General features: G+C 52.4%; 16 protein-coding genes. 7 read left to right on the forward strand and 9 right to left on the reverse strand.

The window, feature by feature from the left end; all coding sequences use genetic code 11:
- Positions 1-32: 32 nt before the first annotated feature.
- Together K355_RS0120510 and K355_RS0120515 are read left to right on the forward strand one after the other, a co-directional pair.
- Positions 33-638: a TRAP transporter small permease subunit gene (locus K355_RS0120510; RefSeq protein ID WP_022734043.1), complete on the forward strand. Its 606-nt coding sequence runs from the start codon at positions 33-35 to the stop codon at positions 636-638.
- Between the two features lie 74 nt (positions 639-712).
- Positions 713-2,020, forward strand: a complete 1,308-nt coding sequence (locus K355_RS0120515) for a TRAP transporter large permease (RefSeq protein ID WP_022734044.1) — start codon at positions 713-715, stop codon at positions 2,018-2,020.
- Between the two features lie 67 nt (positions 2,021-2,087).
- On the opposite strand, the gene K355_RS0120520 is transcribed toward K355_RS0120515, so the two are convergent.
- A complete protein-coding gene (locus K355_RS0120520) occupies positions 2,088-3,104 on the reverse strand; it encodes a 1-aminocyclopropane-1-carboxylate deaminase (protein ID WP_022734045.1) in 1,017 nt (338 codons plus the stop codon).
- A gap of 160 nt (positions 3,105-3,264) precedes the next feature.
- Here K355_RS0120520 and K355_RS0120525 point away from each other — a divergent pair, with 160 nt between their 5' ends.
- Positions 3,265-3,729, forward strand: coding sequence for an Lrp/AsnC family transcriptional regulator (locus K355_RS0120525; RefSeq protein WP_022734046.1), 465 nt, complete (start codon positions 3,265-3,267; stop codon positions 3,727-3,729).
- Positions 3,730-3,952: 223 nt separating this feature from the next.
- Here the strand turns inward: K355_RS0120525 and K355_RS25220 are convergent, their stop codons facing one another.
- Positions 3,953-4,276, reverse strand: coding sequence for a lysozyme inhibitor LprI family protein (locus K355_RS25220; protein ID WP_147250401.1), 324 nt, complete (start codon positions 4,274-4,276; stop codon positions 3,953-3,955).
- 287 nt (positions 4,277-4,563) lie between these two features.
- On the opposite strand from K355_RS25220, the gene K355_RS0120535 reads away from it, so the two are divergent.
- The gene (locus K355_RS0120535; RefSeq protein ID WP_022734048.1) at positions 4,564-5,994 is read left to right on the forward strand and encodes a hypothetical protein; all 1,431 of its coding nucleotides are present in this window, start codon (positions 4,564-4,566) and stop codon (positions 5,992-5,994) included.
- Between the two features lie 125 nt (positions 5,995-6,119).
- Here the strand turns inward: K355_RS0120535 and gor are convergent, their stop codons facing one another.
- A complete protein-coding gene (gene gor, locus K355_RS0120540; protein WP_022734049.1) occupies positions 6,120-7,481 on the reverse strand; it encodes a glutathione-disulfide reductase in 1,362 nt (453 codons plus the stop codon).
- A 227-nt stretch (positions 7,482-7,708) separates the two neighbouring features.
- Between gor and K355_RS0120545 the strand changes: the two genes are divergently transcribed.
- Both K355_RS0120545 and K355_RS0120550 read left to right on the forward strand, forming a co-directional pair.
- The gene (locus tag K355_RS0120545) at positions 7,709-8,128 is read left to right on the forward strand and encodes a DUF4870 family protein (RefSeq protein ID WP_022734050.1); all 420 of its coding nucleotides are present in this window, start codon (positions 7,709-7,711) and stop codon (positions 8,126-8,128) included.
- Between the two features lie 123 nt (positions 8,129-8,251).
- Positions 8,252-9,700, forward strand: coding sequence for a deoxyguanosinetriphosphate triphosphohydrolase (locus K355_RS0120550; protein ID WP_022734051.1), 1,449 nt, complete (start codon positions 8,252-8,254; stop codon positions 9,698-9,700).
- Between the two features lie 35 nt (positions 9,701-9,735).
- Here K355_RS0120550 and K355_RS0120555 read toward each other — a convergent pair whose 3' ends face one another.
- The 5 genes from K355_RS0120555 to K355_RS0120575 all read right to left on the reverse strand — a co-directional run bounded on the left by K355_RS0120555 (position 9,736) and on the right by K355_RS0120575 (position 14,962).
- A complete protein-coding gene (locus K355_RS0120555) occupies positions 9,736-10,773 on the reverse strand; it encodes an HlyD family secretion protein (RefSeq protein ID WP_022734052.1) in 1,038 nt (345 codons plus the stop codon).
- An 8-nt stretch (positions 10,774-10,781) separates the two neighbouring features.
- Positions 10,782-12,065 carry a glycosyltransferase family 2 protein gene (locus tag K355_RS0120560; protein ID WP_022734053.1) on the reverse strand — a complete coding sequence of 428 codons (1,284 nt, stop codon included), beginning with the start codon at positions 12,063-12,065 and terminating at the stop codon, positions 10,782-10,784.
- Positions 12,055-13,386, reverse strand: a complete 1,332-nt coding sequence (locus K355_RS25690) for a TackOD1 domain-containing metal-binding protein (RefSeq protein WP_022734054.1) — start codon at positions 13,384-13,386, stop codon at positions 12,055-12,057. The genes K355_RS0120560 and K355_RS25690 overlap by 11 nt, the downstream gene beginning before the upstream one ends.
- Positions 13,387-13,661: 275 nt before the next feature.
- Complete coding sequence (locus K355_RS0120570) at positions 13,662-14,405, reverse strand: phosphoadenylyl-sulfate reductase (RefSeq protein ID WP_022734055.1); 744 nt, start codon at positions 14,403-14,405, stop codon at positions 13,662-13,664.
- Positions 14,402-14,962, reverse strand: a complete 561-nt coding sequence (locus K355_RS0120575; protein ID WP_022734056.1) for a precorrin-2 dehydrogenase/sirohydrochlorin ferrochelatase family protein — start codon at positions 14,960-14,962, stop codon at positions 14,402-14,404. The genes K355_RS0120570 and K355_RS0120575 overlap by 4 nt, the downstream gene beginning before the upstream one ends.
- A 255-nt stretch (positions 14,963-15,217) precedes the next feature.
- Between K355_RS0120575 and K355_RS0120580 the strand changes: the two genes are divergently transcribed.
- The gene (locus K355_RS0120580) at positions 15,218-16,285 is read left to right on the forward strand and encodes a COX15/CtaA family protein (RefSeq protein WP_022734057.1); all 1,068 of its coding nucleotides are present in this window, start codon (positions 15,218-15,220) and stop codon (positions 16,283-16,285) included.
- Between the two features lie 78 nt (positions 16,286-16,363).
- Here the strand turns inward: K355_RS0120580 and K355_RS0120585 are convergent, their stop codons facing one another.
- Complete coding sequence (locus tag K355_RS0120585) at positions 16,364-17,632, reverse strand: DUF3422 family protein (RefSeq protein WP_022734058.1); 1,269 nt, start codon at positions 17,630-17,632, stop codon at positions 16,364-16,366.
- Between the last annotated feature and the right edge of the window lie 211 nt (positions 17,633-17,843).

Consider the following 17,843-nt stretch of genomic DNA (forward strand, 5'->3'; position numbering starts at 1 on the left):
TTGTATTCACCGCATCGCAAGGAATGCTGAATATGGCTGTCAGCCCTGTAGACCCGACACATAATGATATCCCCGCAAGCATCGTACCTGATGCACTCCCCGAACAGGTTCCGGAAGTTTCCGGCCTGATGGGTCACGCAGTGGATAAGGTTAGTTCGGTTTTTGCCTATGGCTTCATACTTGCCATGGGCATTCTGATTTTTGAAATTTTCATGCGTCATGTTTTCAATAGCCCCACCCTGTGGGTCCATGAAACCACGACCTTCCTGTCTGCCATCGGCTTTGTGTTCGGCGGGCTTTATTGTGCCGCGCGCGACAAACACATCCGGGTTGTCATTTTCTATGACATTGTCGGGCCGAAAATGCGCAAATCCCTTGATGTCGCCATTTCGATTGTCTGCATGACGGCATCGGGTTTCTTTGCCTGGGCGGCATGGCTTATGGTCAAACGCGCAACACTCACCCCGACAGGTGACATTCATTTTGAAACCACAGGCAGTGCGTTTAACGCTCCCTATCCGGGCATACTGAAACTGTTCTTGCTGGTGATCCTGATCCTGCTGGTGGTTCAGTTTCTGATACATGCCATCAATTATGTCCGCAAAACGCCTGTCATGTCCGCGACCGCGAAAGAATGACACCCGTTTCAAGTTGATACCCCCATCAGTCATTGCACGGTCACCCATCTGATCGGCGCGACAGGATAGATTAAATGTTTGAATTACAGTCCCTAGGCATTGAATACGGCACACTTGCCATGTTCGTCCTGCTGCTTGGTTTTCTTCTAACGGGCATGCCGCTTGCGTTCGTAACGCTTCTGATCGCCCTTATATTCACCCTTGGCTGGTTTGGCCCGATGGCGGTGCCATTGATCACCAGCAGGGTATTTTCATTCGTTTCATCCTTTGTTTTTGTTTCCGTCCCGATGTTCGTCATGATGGCGGCCATCCTTGATCGATCGGGCATTGCCCGCGATCTGTTTGATGCCATGCGCCTGTTTGGCGGGCGTCTTAAGGGCGGGGTTGCGGTTCAGACGATCTTTGTTGCCGTCATTCTTGCTGCCATGAGTGGCATTATCGGTGGCGAAATCGTGTTGCTTGGCATGCTTGCCCTGCCCCAGATGCTGCGTCAGGGGTACGATAAAAACCTTGCTATCGGGGTGGTTTGTGCCGGTGGGTCGCTTGGCACCATGGTCCCGCCATCGATTGTCCTGATTATTTATGGTCTGACGGCAAACGTATCTATTGGTGATCTGTTTACCTCGGCCTTTATTCCGGGCTTCATGCTGGCGGGCTTTTATGTCGCCTATATCCTGTTCCGTTCTTATACCGGCAAAAACATTGCCCCACCGCCGAAAACCGAACATATCCCGCGCGAAGAGAAACTGCGTCTGCTTAAAGGTCTGTTCTTGCCGATGCTGGTCGTGTTCTGTGTTCTTGGCTCGATCTATGGCGGCATCGCATCCGTGACCGAGGCATCGGCCGTTGGGGTTGCCGGGGTTATTGCATCGACCATTGTCCGGCGTGAATTTTCGCTCGCGATGCTTAAAAGTGCGGCCCTTCAAACACTTTCGACCTGTGGCATGATTGTCTGGATCGGGATTGGCGCATCCGCCCTTGTCGGCGTGTTTAACCTGATGGGCGGGATCAAGTTTGTTTCGGCCCTGATTACGGGCATTTCGGACGACCCAACCACCATCATTCTGTTCATGATGCTGATCCTGTTTATCCTCGGGATGTTCCTTGACTGGGTCGGCATTGCGCTTTTGACCATGCCGATCTTTGTCCCGATCGTTAAAGACCTCGGTTACGACCCGATCTGGTTCGGGGTGCTGTTTGCCATGAACATGCAGGTCAGCTTCCTGTCACCGCCGTTCGGGCCCGCCGCGTTTTACCTTAAATCCGTAGCGCCCCCCGACATATCACTGGGCGATATTTTCAAGTCATTGCTGCCGTTTATCTGTTTGCAGATTTTGGCAGTCGCCCTGCTGATTATCTTCCCGGGCATTACCGGACGCTAACACACAAAGGCGGAGCCAACAGGCTCCGCCTTTGTTCATTTTTGCCATCCAATATTATCTATCCGTGCTAGCCGTTGCGATAGAGATAGCTATAAGCATTAATCGCAGGCACCCCGCCAAGATGAGCATAAAGCACCTTAGATCCCTTGGGGAAATAGCCCTTGCGCACCAGATCAATCATACCTTGCATCGATTTTCCTTCGTAAACCGGGTCCGTCATCATGCCTTCAAGACGACCGCAAAGACGGATCGCTTCGTTGGTTTCATCGGACGGTACGCCGTACAGCGGATAGGCATAATCCTCGATTAATGTAATGTCGCGATCAGAAATGCCACCATCAAGCTCGACCAGATCGGCGGTTTTCTGTGCAATTGCCAGAACCTGTTCACGGGTCTGTTCTGGCGTGGCGGACGCATCAATCCCCACCACCTTGTCCGCCCGACCATCGGCAGCAAAGCCAACCGCCATCCCCGCATGGGTTGACCCGGTAACGGTACAAACAACGACATAATCAAACTTAAAGCCAAGCTCGACTTCTTGCGCACGGACCTCTTCGGCAAAGCCAACAAAGCCAAGACCGCCATATTTATGCACCGATGCGCCAGCCGGGATTGGATAAGGCACCCCGCCCTTGGCCTTTACATCCGCAAGGGCGGCTTCCCAACTTTCGCGAATACCAATATCGAAACCTTCATCGACCAGCTCAATCTCAGCACCCATGACGCGGCTCATCAGGATGTTGCCAACCCGGTCATAAACCGCGTCGTTAAATGGCACCCAGCTTTCCTGAACCAAACGGCATTTCATGCCGATCTTCGCAGCAATCGCGGCAACCTGCCGTGTGTGGTTGGATTGCACACCACCAATCGTCACCAACGTATCGGCACCCGATTTGATCGCATCAGGCACGATATATTCCATCTTACGGACCTTGTTACCGCCAAAAGCCAGACCGGAATTGCAATCTTCGCGCTTGGCATACAGTGCAACATCGCCGCCAAGATGTTCGGACAAACGCGGCAGAGATTCAATCGGCGTCGGGCCAAAGGTCAGCGGGTATTTTTCAAACTTGTTCAAATTCATCGGGCACTCCCTGAAAACGGATTGGAACCGTGTTCAGGCTAGCGCAGGAAATATGAAAGGTGCTCTCAAACTTGAGGAAATAATTTCCACCCAAGACTTACTTTGATCATTTAATACAGATATTCTTCCGTAATACTATATCAAAGTGAAAGAATATTGCATGCCTGTAGAGCTAGACAAGACTGATTACAAGATTTTACGCCTCTTGCAGCAAGATGGCCGCACTGGCAATGCGGAAATCGCCAAACGGGTCAATGTCAGTGCCGCAACTTGCCACCGCCGAACCCAGCGTTTGTTTGAAGACGGCTATATCCAGAACGTCCGCGCTCAGATCGCGCCCGACAAAGTAGATCGCGGCGCGTTGGTCATGGTCGGAGTGGTGCTGGATCGCTCAACACCAGAAAGCTTTGGCGCATTTGAAGCCGCCTGCCGCGCGTTGCCGTTTATCCTTGATTGCCATCTGGTGGCGGGGGATTTTGATTATTTCCTTAAAATCCGCGTGCGCGACATGGCGGATTTCAACCATCTGCACGGCGATCAACTGATTGCCCTGCCCGGTGTGCGCCAAACGCGGACATTCTTTGTGATGAAAGAGGTTGTCGATAACGCGCCGTTGGCGTTTTGACCAACATCAGGGAACAAAAAAAGGCGACATCCTGACCAATGAATGTCGCCTTGGAATCACATCCAGCTTCCTTGGTTATATTTAATCGCCAACCGGGAAGCGCATGGTAACGAACTCCTCGGCGGCCGACGGATGCACGGCGACGGTTTGGTCGAACTGGGCTTTAGTTGTCCCAAGGCCTCACAATGCCGACAACACTCGCTGCTCAAGCATCACTTACGCCTTACAGCCGTGCGCACTGATCGCTTGTGATCTGTTCTTTTTGATCGGGAAACTCGGTTGCGGCGGCGTAGATCTTAGCCAGTTCAAGATCAAGCTTGGCAATGTCGGCGTTTTGACAAATAGTATGTTTGATGGGGCGTGATGCGTTGGCGCAATTAAAACTTGCCGCATATGTCACCGGCTCTTGCGCCAAGGCATGGAACGTAACCAATACCATCAACAGGCCAAGCAGCCATTTCGCGCAACGCATCGCAACCTCTGTCTTTTTTTTAAATTTGGTAGGAATTCGATCACCAAAACCACCGCACAACAACGGCATTTCCAAGGTAAGTCGCGCCCAAAGATTTTACTTTATACCCGCCGCACCGCCCGAAACCACAGGCTCATAACCTATCAAAACTCGAATATTTTGTGATTGAACGGAATCCGCGTGGCATCAAATGCCCTGCTCCAAAGGATCAGTCGTTCCTAGCCGGTCATATTACAGGATATATATGCCAAATGACGATCCCACAGCGATCTCGCACTTAAAGAAAACAACATATAATTTGATACTAATTCAACTTAAGGTTAAGGTTCTGATCCCATCAACTTTCCCGAAGGGATCATGCCATGACAACAAAACCGCAGAAGATGTGCCGTGCGATCATTCTTTCAACTGCGTTAGCATTCACAAGTGCAGGAATGATCACCGCCGCAACAGCCCAAACAAAGAACCCAACCCTTGCGCCTATTCCAGCAGGATTTAATTTTCCAACACCGGGTTACGTGATTCAACAGTGGATCACCAACGCAGGATCAAGTGATCAAACCGTCTCGGCAAATGCGTTGAAAAACATCCGTGATCACGGGTGGGACTTGTGGAATGGCATGACGCAAATGACCAGTATTAGCAGCGGCGGCGCGACAATCGCCGAGATCGAAGTACCCATCTGGACAACATGGCCTGATCATACACAGGCGTTAAAACCCATTTTCTCAAAATCGGGTGCCAGCGAGCTTCTTTTTGAGCAATCAGAAGAAATCGCCCTGCGACGCCCAAAACAATTCAGCCATTCTAAACGGGCCGGTCCCAAGGCCAAGGCCGATGCACAACCGTCGGTCACCTACACATTGGAGGTCGAACAATTTAATCGAACCTGGGTAACGTCAGCAAACACCCCGCAGATCGTGCCGTTTGGCCAAGGAATTTATTCCATTTTGGGCAAAAGCAACATTGACAATTATGCCAATGATTTCCCGGCAGGCTATTCCGCCGGGGCGCGCGCCATCCTTGATTTTGACGCCCGCGCGATTGAAACCAAGCCGGTTTATTACGCGCTTAAAAGCACTGGCACGTCGATCATGCCCTATTGGCAAGGGCTTGCTGCCTCGGCCACGACAAATACAACCAACCCGACACCGGAAACCTGGAAAACATGCGTCATTGTCGATGCTGACAACCATGCAACAGCCGGCATGCGTAAAGCCAATCCAGATGAACAAAAGGGCGCTTACGCTGCGCCGGGATTGCAGTGCGAGAGTTATCTGTACGCCCCAATTGGCATGATGTTTGTGCGCAGCCTGAACGCCGGGGAAGCAGCTGCCTTTACCGGCCAACCGGACATTACAGCTGGCGATTTTGGTGCGCTGATGGCCATGCATGTCAACAGTAAGGAAACAGATTCCTGGACTTGGCAGACATTCTATTGGCAGGGGAATGAAGCCTTTGAAACCGACAGTCCGGGCAGCCTTGCCGCGCAACCGTCATCACTGGCGGCACCTTGGTCAAGCTATGCGATGTGCACGGCCTATGATCAAAGCTATGACGGTGGTGCAACGATGAACCTTTGCTACAACCCCTATCTGGAAACAAGCCCCGGAATTCCCGATGGCATCCAGTCCAACTGTGTTAGTTGCCATGGCTCTGCCAATGTTGCAGCAACAGGTGCGACAAACGCGCCGGGTTATCCCGCCAATTATGACGCACCAATTGATTTTGGCGGGCCTGATTTTACGAACGTGATGAAAACCGACTTCTCATGGACCATCGCGGACCAATAAAACCCTGTTCGATCATCAACAAAGGGCGTCCTTTGACGTTTGGTACCGATTGGTGATCCCATTTCGAATGCAAACTAAAACAGGCGACCCAATGGGCCGCCTAAATTGTTTTCTTTGATCAGGATTTATTCCCCGACCGGGAACCGCATGGTGACAAATTCTTCGGCTGCGGAAGGATGAACCGCCACGGTTTGATCGAACTGGGCCTTGGTTGCCCCCATGCGCACCGCAATGCCAATACCCTGAATGATTTCAGCAGCATCCGGGCCGACCATATGGGCGCCAAGCACAACGTCCGTGGTTTTATCGACGATCAGCTTCATCAGCGTTTTTTCATCGCGGCCTGAAAGCGTGTGACGCATCGGCTTAAAGGTGGATTTGTAAACCACCACTTCACCGCCCTTGGCACGCGCTTCTTCTTCGGACAGACCGACCGTGCCAACCGGTGGCTGACTGAAAACAGCGGTCGGGATGGCGTGATACGACATCGCCGATGGTTTGCCGCCATAGATGGTATCGGCAAAGGCCATGCCTTCCTTGATCGCAATCGGGGTCAGTTGGACATGGTCGGTGACGTCGCCGACAGCATAAATGTTTTCAACACTGGTTTGCAGGCCCTTGTTGATTTTGATCGCACCATTGTCCTTGGTTTCAATCCCGACCTGTTCAAGCCCAAGACCCTTGGTGTTTGGCGCACGTCCGGTGGCAAACATGATGGCGTCCGCCTCCATCTCGCCCCCGCCGGTCAGGGTCAGTTTCAGGGTGCCGTCTGATTGTTTATCAATCGCGGTGACATTGGTGTTCAGACGCAGATCGACACCCTTTTTAACAATTTCCTCGGCCAGATGACTACGGATGTCGTTATCAAAACCACGCAGGATTTGTTTGCTGCGGTAAAGTTGGGTGACCTGAGATCCCAGTCCGGCAAAAATACCGGCGAATTCGACCGCGATATAACCACCGCCAACAACCACGATGCGTTTTGGCTGCTCTTTAAGATGGAACGCCTCATTCGAGGTGATCGCGTGCTCGGCACCGGGGATGTCTGGCGTGGTCGGGTGGCCGCCCACTGCAATCAGGATGCGTTCGGCGGTGACGTCCTTGCCATCGACAACAACCGTGTGGGCGTTCTTAAAGGTCGCACGATGTTCAAACAGTGTGACGTTCGATCCGGCCAGAAGTTTGTGATAGATGCCGTTCAGGCGATCAATTTCCTTGTCCTTATTGGCGATCAGGGTTTTCCAGCTAAAGGTCGGTTCACCGGGAAGGGTCCAGCCATAAGCCGATGCATCTTCGAAATCTTCGGCAAAATGCGCGCCATAGACCAACAGTTTCTTGGGCACGCAGCCACGAATGACGCAAGTGCCGCCAACGCGGCTTTCTTCGGCAATGGCGACCTTGGCCCCATATCCGGATGCAACACGGGCCGCACGCACACCGCCCGATCCGGCACCAATAACAAACAAATCAAAATCATAGTCGGACATACGACGATCCTTATTCTCGGTCATTTTGTGATATGGCGCCAAATGTAGGCAGATAATCCCAAGAGTCGAGGCATAATCAGGGATTATTGCCGTAAAATTCCCGTTACCGCATGTGCCAATCGCAACAGGATCGCAGTACAGCCAACCAGAGATAGCATTTTTAAACTTTCTCGCTATATGTTGAATAGACGCAATGGGGATTGCAAAAACGATACAGGATTATCTTTATGAACGACCAAATGCACGGTCAGGACGCGTCCTTTAACAATGCACCAAGCTTTGTCGATGAACGTGGCGGCAATACCGCCCTTGTTTGCTATGGCTTGATGATTGCGACCTTGTTTACCGCCTTTGCCACCGGGTTGATTGCGCTGATCGTGTCTTATGTCGCACGCGAAGACGACGATCACTGGACCAACAGCCATTACACGTTCCTTATTCGCACCTTCTGGATCAGCATCCTCTATGCCATTATCCTTGGGTTCTTTACCTTCGTGATTGGCTGGATTCCGCTTATTGGCTGGGCTGTTGTCGGGCTGATGGGGCTTTTCGTCACCGCATGGTTTGTCGGTCGCAATGTCATTGGTCTTTTGCGGGCCCTTAGTGGTCGCCCAATTGATAATCCGCGCAGCTGGTTGTTTGGCTAAGCCCAGCCGGGTTTAAGGCAATAACTTGGTGCAATCGGCTTTGTCTGATTGCACCCGACTCCCCACATCGCTAAAGTCATCCGCAAGAACATTAGTTTGATACGGACAGGGAGTCGCACCGCCATGACATTGGCGTCGCAAGCCCCCGGTGATAAAATGCGCTGGGAAAACCTTCTTTCATCACATCGGCTGGAATTTCGGGATGGCAAAATACGCCTGCCCGAGGGTGCGCCCTATCCAACGCCTGATGGCAGAAGCCCGTTTCAGATTGATGTCGACCGGGTGATTTTCTCATCCTCGTTCCGGCGTTTGCAAAACAAAACGCAGGTCCATCCGCTGTCGGAAAATGACCATGTCCATACCCGCCTGACCCATACGATTGAGGTCGGGTCGGTCGGCCAGTCGCTTGGCCTGATGGCTGGCGCGCATATTGTCAAACAGCTGCCCGAAGACAGTGAAACAACCGTCGCTGATATCGGCTATATGGTTCAGGCAGCCTGCCTTGCCCATGACATAGGCAACCCACCGTTTGGCCATTCGGGCGAAGACGCCATCAATGAATGGTTCACCACATCGCGGTTGGCCAAGGATGAGCTGACATCGCGTTTGTCGGGACCGGAACTTGAAGACCTCCGCCATTTTGAGGGCAACGCCCAAGGGTTGCGGATTATCAGCCAGCTTGAGATGAAGCGGTTTGACGGGGGGTTGAACCTGACCTATGGCACGCTGGGCAGTTTTATCAAATACCCACGCAGCACATCGGTGCCAGACAGTCGCCGCCGCGAATATACCGGCCTTAAAAAACCGGGTTATTATCAGGCCGAACGCGATATTGCATCTGCCATCGCCAAAGTATGCGGCATGTCACCGCTGGACGGGTTTGATGGCGCGTGGCGCCGTCATCCGCTGGTCTATCTGGTCGAGGCGGCAGACGATATTTGCTATTCCGTGGTTGATCTTGAGGATGGCTGGGAATTGGGCTGTGTGACGTTTGAGGAAGTCGAACGGGCACTGGCCCCGATTGCGCGCCATCCTGACAAATATGAGGGTGATGCCAATCAACGCTGGACCGATTTGCGCACGGAAAGCTGGTACACCGAAAAATCGGAAAATGACCGTATCGGGTTCCTGCGCGGCAAGGCGATTGGCAATCTGGTCAAGGCTGCTGTTGATGCGTTTATCGCCAATGAAGATGCGCTTTTGACTGGCACAATTGAAGGGGACCTTCTGGCCAACACTCCACTTGGCGTTGATGCCAAGGCGTGTAAAAAACTCGCGGTAGAGAAGATTTATAACGCGCCGCATGTCCTGCCGATTGAAATGGCCGGGTTTGAGGTCATCAATGGCCTGCTCAACAGCTTTGTCCGCGCGGCCATCGATATTGACGAACATATCAATCACGGCAAGCGCCTGCCGCCACAGGCGGACCGGATTGATAAACTGCTGTCTGGCAAGATTTCAGATGCGTCCGATCTTTACAGCCGCCTGATGCGGGTGATGGATTACATTTCAGGCATGACAGATCGTTATGCCGTGACATTGTTCCGAAAATTGCAGGGCATTACGATCTGATTGCGCAGACGTAACAGTGTTATGGGCAACCATCTTTATGTTTCGAGCATCCAGTCAAACAGGCGGTGAACAGATGAAAACAGGCCACCACCAATGTCGAGCTTGGCAAAAAGCGGTGGATGATGTGCATCATCAGCAATCTTGACCTCGGCAATCTGGGCCCGACTAGTCGGCTGAAAAGATCGTTGGAATTCTTCGGGCAATTGTTCTGATACCGGCAAAAGCGACGTCACCGTCCCGCGCAGGGTTTTGGTGCCGTAATGCATGGTAACTTCCTGCCCCGGCTCAAGTTCATACAGCGATCCGTTTTCGAAATACGCCAGAACATAGGGCTTCCCCGATGCAATTTTCATGATCGGATTGCCCGGGCGGATCACGCTGCTTTCAATTGCTGAAACCTCGGTAATAATGCCACTAGCCGGTGCAACAAGCCGTCCTTCGTCGTAGGAGCGTTCAATCCTGTCAATCAGCACATAGCGTTGATCAATCTGTTGATACAGAGCACCGAGTTCCGCACGAAGCGAGGTGATATCGGACGTAATCCGTTCAAGGTCCTCGCGCGCGGTGTATTCACGTTCATAGGCCGTGTTTAACGCCGTGCCGGTCGCCACACCATCCTCAAGCCCGGTTTCCATGCTTGTGCGAAATTTAGCCGCCGATTTCAGGCGTTTGCGCGCAAGTTCAATAAGTTGGCGTGCGCCGCCGATCTTACTGGTCATGCGCGCACGGTCGGCAGACAAGGTTGCCAGTTCAAACTGCAACCGTGCCAGTTCTTCATCATACTCGCGTGAGCTTAAATGTGCGACAACATCGCCGCGTTCAACGCGGTCACCCTGACGCACGGCAATATCACGCACCGTCCCGATATATTCGCTCGCCACCACATAGGGGCGCGCAATAACAAGACCATTGCCACGCAGAAAGAAGAACTGCCCAAAAAAGACATCAAAGGCCCAAAGTCCGACAAGCACAAGCAAGCCAACATAAATCCAGCGTCCAAGATTGCGCTTTTTGGGGATGGCGCGCGGCTCGCGGATCAATCGGGTTGATGGTCGGTGATTTTTAAGTTTCATTTTCTCGACTACTTATTATCTGCACGGGTTTCACGCGCGGCATGTCGCACACGACGCGGCACGTAGTTGTCATCAAAGGACCGACGGAAAATCAGTTCGTCAAAGCAGGCGACAAGTCGCACAAACCGCAGGAACAGCGTATTAAATAGCCCATAGCCAATGACATACAGCCAAAGTCGCCCGATTGCCGGACGCGGACTGGCAATTTGGGCCATTGCAAACCCGATAATCCCAAACGCCGAATAAGCCAGAAGGTTCACAACCGCGATGATCCAGCCAAAGCTGCCATAGACTTCAAAAAGCCAAATCAGATAAATCACGAATGACAGCGACAGGAATGCCTGAAAGAACAGGATATCGATGGTTCCCAACGCATTGGACAGACGAAACTGTGCATCTGTCGGATCAAGAAACACCCGGTAGCGCCGCCAACGCATCCGCACCAGCGATCTGTCCCAACGCAATCGTTGGCGCACAAGCTGACCGAAAGTTTCGGGAACATCGGTCAAACACCATGCGTCGGGTGCAAAACGGATCCGCCATCCGGCACGACGGATTTTGTTGGTCAGTTCGGCGTCTTCACCGGGACCAACCGACCAGCCACCAACCTGTTCCAGCGCCTGCCGACGAAAGGCACCAAAGGCACCAGACACAATAAACAAGACACCAAGCATATCGGACACCTGCCGACCCAAACCAATGGAAATCTGGTATTGAATAGCCTGCCAACGGGTCGCAAGTGAAACTTCTGGATTACGTGCACCGAGGTTTCCGGCAACCGCACCGGTTTTCGGGTCGTCGAACCCTTTTAGCAATTCCTCAAACGCGTTGCAGTCATAGGTGGTATCCGCATCGGCAATGATCACAATATCACCCGTGCATTCCGCCAGACCAAGATTGGCCGCGGCCGACTTTCCACCGCGAACCTGACTTGTCCGAACCACATCAACCAGACCATCACGCATCAGGATATTGGCGACCTCCACACTTTTATCGGTCGAGCCATCATCAACAATCACGATTTGATCGGGGCGCACTGTTTGTTCGCGCATCGACATGATGGCGCGCGGCAGATTTTCCGCCTCATTATGGCCGGGCAGCAGAACCGAGATACGAGGACGGTTCAAAGGTTTACGCGGCAGGCCGTCCGGCTTTTTGAAAATTGTCGCAATGCAGACCGCAAGCCCGGCCAGCATGAACCGTGGTAACTCCAGCAAAAAGAAATGCCAGAACATCGCAAAAAATGCCGGAAAGCTTAGTGATATCAGATAATTGATACCGTCAGCGAACATTGCGAACCTCGCGCAAGATGTCGCGCACGGAACGGTCGGACCAGTCTTCGAAGCGATAATCGGGATGGCCGGTAAGATTTTTGCCAAGACCAGCGTCAATACGCCGGACAATGGCATCAAATTCGCTGGCATCGGTTTCGGGGAAGGCAAACACAATCTGATCCCCGGCCGCATACAGGAAATCTGAGTCCCGCAGAATTTCACGCAACAGCTTGATCAAAGTTTCACGCATTGCACTGTCAAACCGGACGGGCTGATCCAGATCATCCTGTCCGGTATTAATCCTGACGGCCGCGATGCTAAACGGGCGCCCATAACGCTGTGCCGTACTCAACCCGTTGTCAAGAAGGGCGACAAAGGTCGCGTAATCTTTAGAAGGTTCAAACTCGCCCAGCGCATTTTCAAGACCGGGGACCGGCAACCGGCCCAGCAACAGGGCTTCGCGGCCTGCCTGGGAAAGACGGTAGTGATACCAGTCGCGTTGCGGGGCCTCGTCACTCAGGGTCAGTTCTGCACAGTCAAGGCATTCGAAATATACATCGGGGCTTTCGGTGACAGCATGGCAATTGCCGCATTTTTCAACACGTCCGGGCTTGTCATAATCTACCCCGAAATGGTCCAGATTTTGTTCGCAGGACGGGCAGATCATCCTGCCACCTGCGCTTAATTGAAAGGCATCTTGTGGCCCCTGATGTCCGCAAGAAAAGTGATGAACAATGTCGAGTTCCTGCAAGTCCGACGACCGGCACTCCGGGCAGTTTTCGGCAACATTCAAACGCGATGAGCCGCAACGGCCACAAAGGTGGGTTTTACGCCAGTAGTTACGTTCCAGAAGCCCTTGCCGGTACAACTGCGTCAAAAGGCTTCGCGATGCCAGATCAGGGCGAAGTCGCGAATACGCCACAGATGATCGGCTTCCGGGTGCCCATGCAGGCACCGCGTCACATTGGCGGGTAGCAAGGTAGCCCAGAACATTCAGCCCTTCGCGGTCTTCCTTTGGGCGTGTACTGCCAAGTTTTGCAATCCGGCTTAGCTTTTCATAAGCGTCGCGGGTTGCTTCATGGAGGAACTGATGACTGATTTCGGGAAAGGCACCATCGACAAATTCCGGTGGACTTTCACCAAACCAATAGATCGGGAAAAGATCGTGAGTCGCGGCTGCGCGCAGGGTAATGATCGCTTCTTGCGACAAATCGGCATTCTGATCGCAGAACACCGCCGAGAAGTTACGTGAATTCGTTGCTTTGCGTACATTGACAGGCAGTTGTTCGAACATGCCAATTGTCAAAACGTCAAGCAGTTCAGCTTGCGCTACTTTCATTGTTGATTTGCCCTTTTCGTCCAACCAGTCCGCGCCTTACCGGTTCATGTTCGACCAGCTTTACGAGCATCGGATTAACTAGCCATACGAACAAAAACGCATGACGGGTCACAAAGCAACGTGACATGTCTTTTTATTTTTCAATGAAATATGGGATAATTTTGACGGATTTTAAAAAGACGCCGGTTTCACACAAATGGAACCATAAGTTATATTCAAAACGGCCACCTGATCACAGGTGGCCGTTTTGGTTCTGATATCCGATGTTGAGATGTTCAGATAATGTAATGGATACCGCATTCGGTTTTATCCTGCCCGGCCCAACGGCCCGCACGCACATCGGTTGTGCCCGGATCAACCCGATCGGTGCATGGCATGCACCCGATGGATAAAAAACCCTCTGCCTGAAGCGGATGACGCGGCAGTGCGCGATGCTCAAAAATATCGTCGATATCTTCGGGCTTATATCCGGCGAGCGGGTTGATCTTGATCCGCGTACCAGCCGTTTCAATCGCCGGAAGCGCGTCACGTTCCCCACCATGGAAACGCTTACGTCCGGTCAACCAAGCATCATAGCCCGTGAGTGCGCGTTGAAGCGGCTCAACCTTTCGCAAATAGCAGCATTTCGCCACATCGGATGCAAACAGCATTCCGTCGGGATCATCTGCTTTGAGCTTGTTTTCGTCCGGACGCATGATCTTGATATTGGTCAGACCAAGCTGATCGACCAGCTGTTCGCGGTACGTATGGGTTTCACCAAACAGCTTGCGGGTATCAAGGAAAATGATCGGCAGATTGGCATCAACCTCGGCCACCAGCGCCAGCAATGCTGCCGCCTCTGTCCCGAAGGATGAGGTCATCGTGATTTTGCCGTTGAATTCTTCATGCACCATCGGCTCGATCAGAGCCGCACCCTGCAAATTACCATAACGGCTCATCAAAGACGCAACACGATCCGTAGCCTCTTCAAGAGACATGGATCCGCCAGTTAGAATGTCTTCTTCACGCAATACATTCATGGCAACCATCCACGACGATCAATATATTCATCCGTCTTTTCAAGCAACTGCTGCATATTTGCACCATTGGCTTTCCACTTTTCTCGTTCGGCAGAAAGCGCAGTAAGCCGATCTGACCAGTTTGGTTCCAGCCACTTATCTATCGCACGTCGTATACGTCCTGCAAGTCTTGGGCTATGACCGTTGGTTGAAACCGTGATCATCAGGTCACCACGCTGAACGCGTGCTGGCGAGAAAAAATCACAGTATTCCTTGACGTCTTCGACATTGGCAATCGTGCCGACCGCCTTGGCAATGGCGGCCAACTCGGCGGACTTTTCTTCGCCAAGGTCGACAATAAACATAATGGACGCCGCATTGACATCTGCCGAATTTGGCAAATAGCGATGCAGACGATCACCAGCCTGTTGGGCCAGTTCGGGTATCGGGTTTTCAGAATAGACGGTGACGTATCTCGCCCCATCACCGTCAAGCTGTTGCAAACGGTTCAGCGTGGGCTGACCGTTGCCGACCAATGCGACCGAAAGCCGCGTCAGGTCCAGATTGATGGGAAACATCGTCGATCCTCTAAAGGGTTTCTATTGGTTAACCCTGACAATGAGTGTGGAGATTAAAAAATTCAATACATTTTTTATGTGTTTTTAATTTATACAACACTATTTTATGTGTTTATTTAACATGAACCTGAGTGATCTGAAGGCATTGAGATATTCGTACAGCTTTTCATGCATTTCTTGGAAAACCACCCTATATTGGGCCAAATTCCGCCAGCAAGCGTGCCCGCGCGCACTGAATGACGAGAGAACCACCAAATGCCCAGTAGTACCTCCTCCGCCCTGTCAGGTCAGGTCCTTCAAAACCCGGCCCCAGATACAGTCGCCCATAAAAATGTCGCCATCTGGCTGTTTTCCTGTGCCGCACTTGTGTTCATCATGGTGGTGATTGGCGGGCTGACACGCCTGACGGAGTCGGGGCTTTCGATTGTTGAATGGCGACCGTTCACCGGGATCATCCCGCCATTAAACGACGCGGACTGGGCTGCGCTTTATGCCAAATACAGCCAATACCCGGAATTTCAGAAAGTAAACGCCTGGATGTCCGTGGATGATTTCAAAAACATCTTCTGGCTGGAATTCATTCACCGGCTTTGGGGCCGTTTGATCGGCATTGTGTTCTTCATCCCGTTCGTCTGGTTCCTTGCAAAACGCTCCATCGACGGTGCGACGAAGTGGAAACTGTGGGGACTGTTCATCCTTGGCGGGCTTCAAGGCCTGATGGGCTGGTACATGGTGATGAGCGGTCTGGTCGACCGCCCCGATGTCAGCCAATACCGCCTGACGGCGCATTTTGGCTTGGCACTGGTGATTTTCATTGCCCTGTTGTGGGTTGGATTTAACCAATATGCCCCGCGCAGTACCGCAACCAATGGATCAAAACGCGCAGTGCAATTGCTGTGTCTTATCGTGTTTACCGCCCTTTCAGGCGGATTTGTTGCCGGACTTGATGCCGGATATGCCTTTAACACCTTCCCGCTGATGGATGGGCAACTGATCCCCGATGGGGTTTATGTCTATGATCCAACATGGCTGGCGCCGTTTGAAGATCACATGACCGTGCAGTGGGATCACCGTTGGCTGGCCAAACTGACCTTTGTGCTGGTACTTCTGTTCTGGTGGCGGGCTGGAAAATGGGACCTGACACCAGATCAGCGCTTTGCAACACATCTGGTCTTGGTCGCAGCCTGCCTTCAGGTGGCACTTGGCATTTCGACCCTGCTGTCCGTGGTCTGGTTGCCGCTTGGTGTCGCGCATCAGGCTGGTGCGGTAGTACTCGTCGGAACCGCAACCTATGCAGCCTATAAGCTGCGCCGCGCAGACTGACAAAACCACCGAAATTGCAATATTGTAAAAAGGGCAACCCACGAGCTGCCCTTTTGATTTTGTAGCACCCATACCGATTTAGGTATCGGCGTGGTGCAGTGCCTTTCTAATCCGACGCATCGAAATCCAGATCGCAGCCAATACCACCGGCACCGCCAACCCGGTCGCCACGCGGTCATTGATTGGAACGCCCGTATCCTTAAGCGCCTTAAACAAATAGCCCAGCAGACCAACTGCATAATATGTAATGGCGGCGACAGACAGGCCTTCGACGGTTTGTTGTAAGCGCAATTGCAATTTGACCCTGCGATCCATGCTGGCCAGCAGGTCGCGGTTTTGGGCTTCCAGCAGGATATCAACACGGGTGCGTAGAAGGTTATTGGCGCGCGCGACACGTTTTGACAGGACTTCCAACCGATCACCGATATTCTGACAAGTCCGCATCGCCGGGGCCAAGCGGCGCTCCATAAACTCGGTGATGGTTTGCAATCCTTCGACCCGTTCTTCGCGAAGTTCGATCAAGCGGGCCTGAACAATGCGGTAATAAGCGCGCGCCGCACTGAAGCGATAATTCAAAGATGCCGCCATTTCTTCGGTCTGGGCGGCAAGGTCGGTCAATTTAGATAGGGTTTCTTCGTCATTGGTTTGTGTCTTGCTGGCCATTTCAGCGGTGATGTCTGACAGCCGGGTGTCAATCTCGGAAACCTTGGGTGTTGCACAATGGGCCAATGGAAAGGCTAGCAAAGCCATCATGCGATAGACTTCGATTTCCTTGAGACGTTGAACCAGACGCCCGGTTTGAAGCTGTTCCATCCCCTGATCACGGATCAGAATGCGGCCAAATCCATCGCCATGCAGGCGAAAGTCCGTCCAGACTTTTGCCGTTCCACCCAGAACCCGGCTGCCGGTCAGGCCGTTATGATCAAACAGGCGCGAAATTTCTTCGTCGTTACGCCCAGTTTTCTCAACCGCGATGTGCAGGCCAACAATCAACTGTCCGGGTGTCGCTGACAACCAATCCTGCGGGATCAAATTAATCACCGGGTCTTCGAACGGATCGTCAAATTCGGCAGATCGCTTAAAGACATAGACCGTGAATTCCGCATGACGCTCCCAAATGACGGTGAAACCGTCACAGGCGGCTTCGTAATATTTCTGGTCGGCAGCCGGGGGTGTCAGGCTGTATCGGCGGCAAAAAGACAGGAAGTGATCGCGCACTTCATCGTCAAGGTCTTCGCCCGCGTGAAACGCAATGCAAGAACATCGCGCCGGGCTTGAAACCCCACCAAATGGGCGGGCGTGAATTTCATTATGCAGTGCGACGCGCTGGGGATGTTCAACAAACATTGCCACGGGCTTTCATAATTGGCCATTGCGGTCTATATAAAACGTTCGGACTGTGGTTTTGAAACGTCATTTTGAACCGCAACCCGACACACCCTGTATAGACGAAAGTCCAAGGTGACAGAAACCCCAGAAAGCATAAGGGAAAATACTGTCACAAGTGCTTTCATCATATGGGGAAAATCATTTGCCCGGCCAACGCTTTGACGGCCCC

It is taken from the genome of Thalassospira lucentensis MCCC 1A00383 = DSM 14000 (assembly GCF_000421265.1).
Taxonomy (GTDB): Bacteria; Pseudomonadota; Alphaproteobacteria; order Rhodospirillales; family Thalassospiraceae; genus Thalassospira; species Thalassospira lucentensis.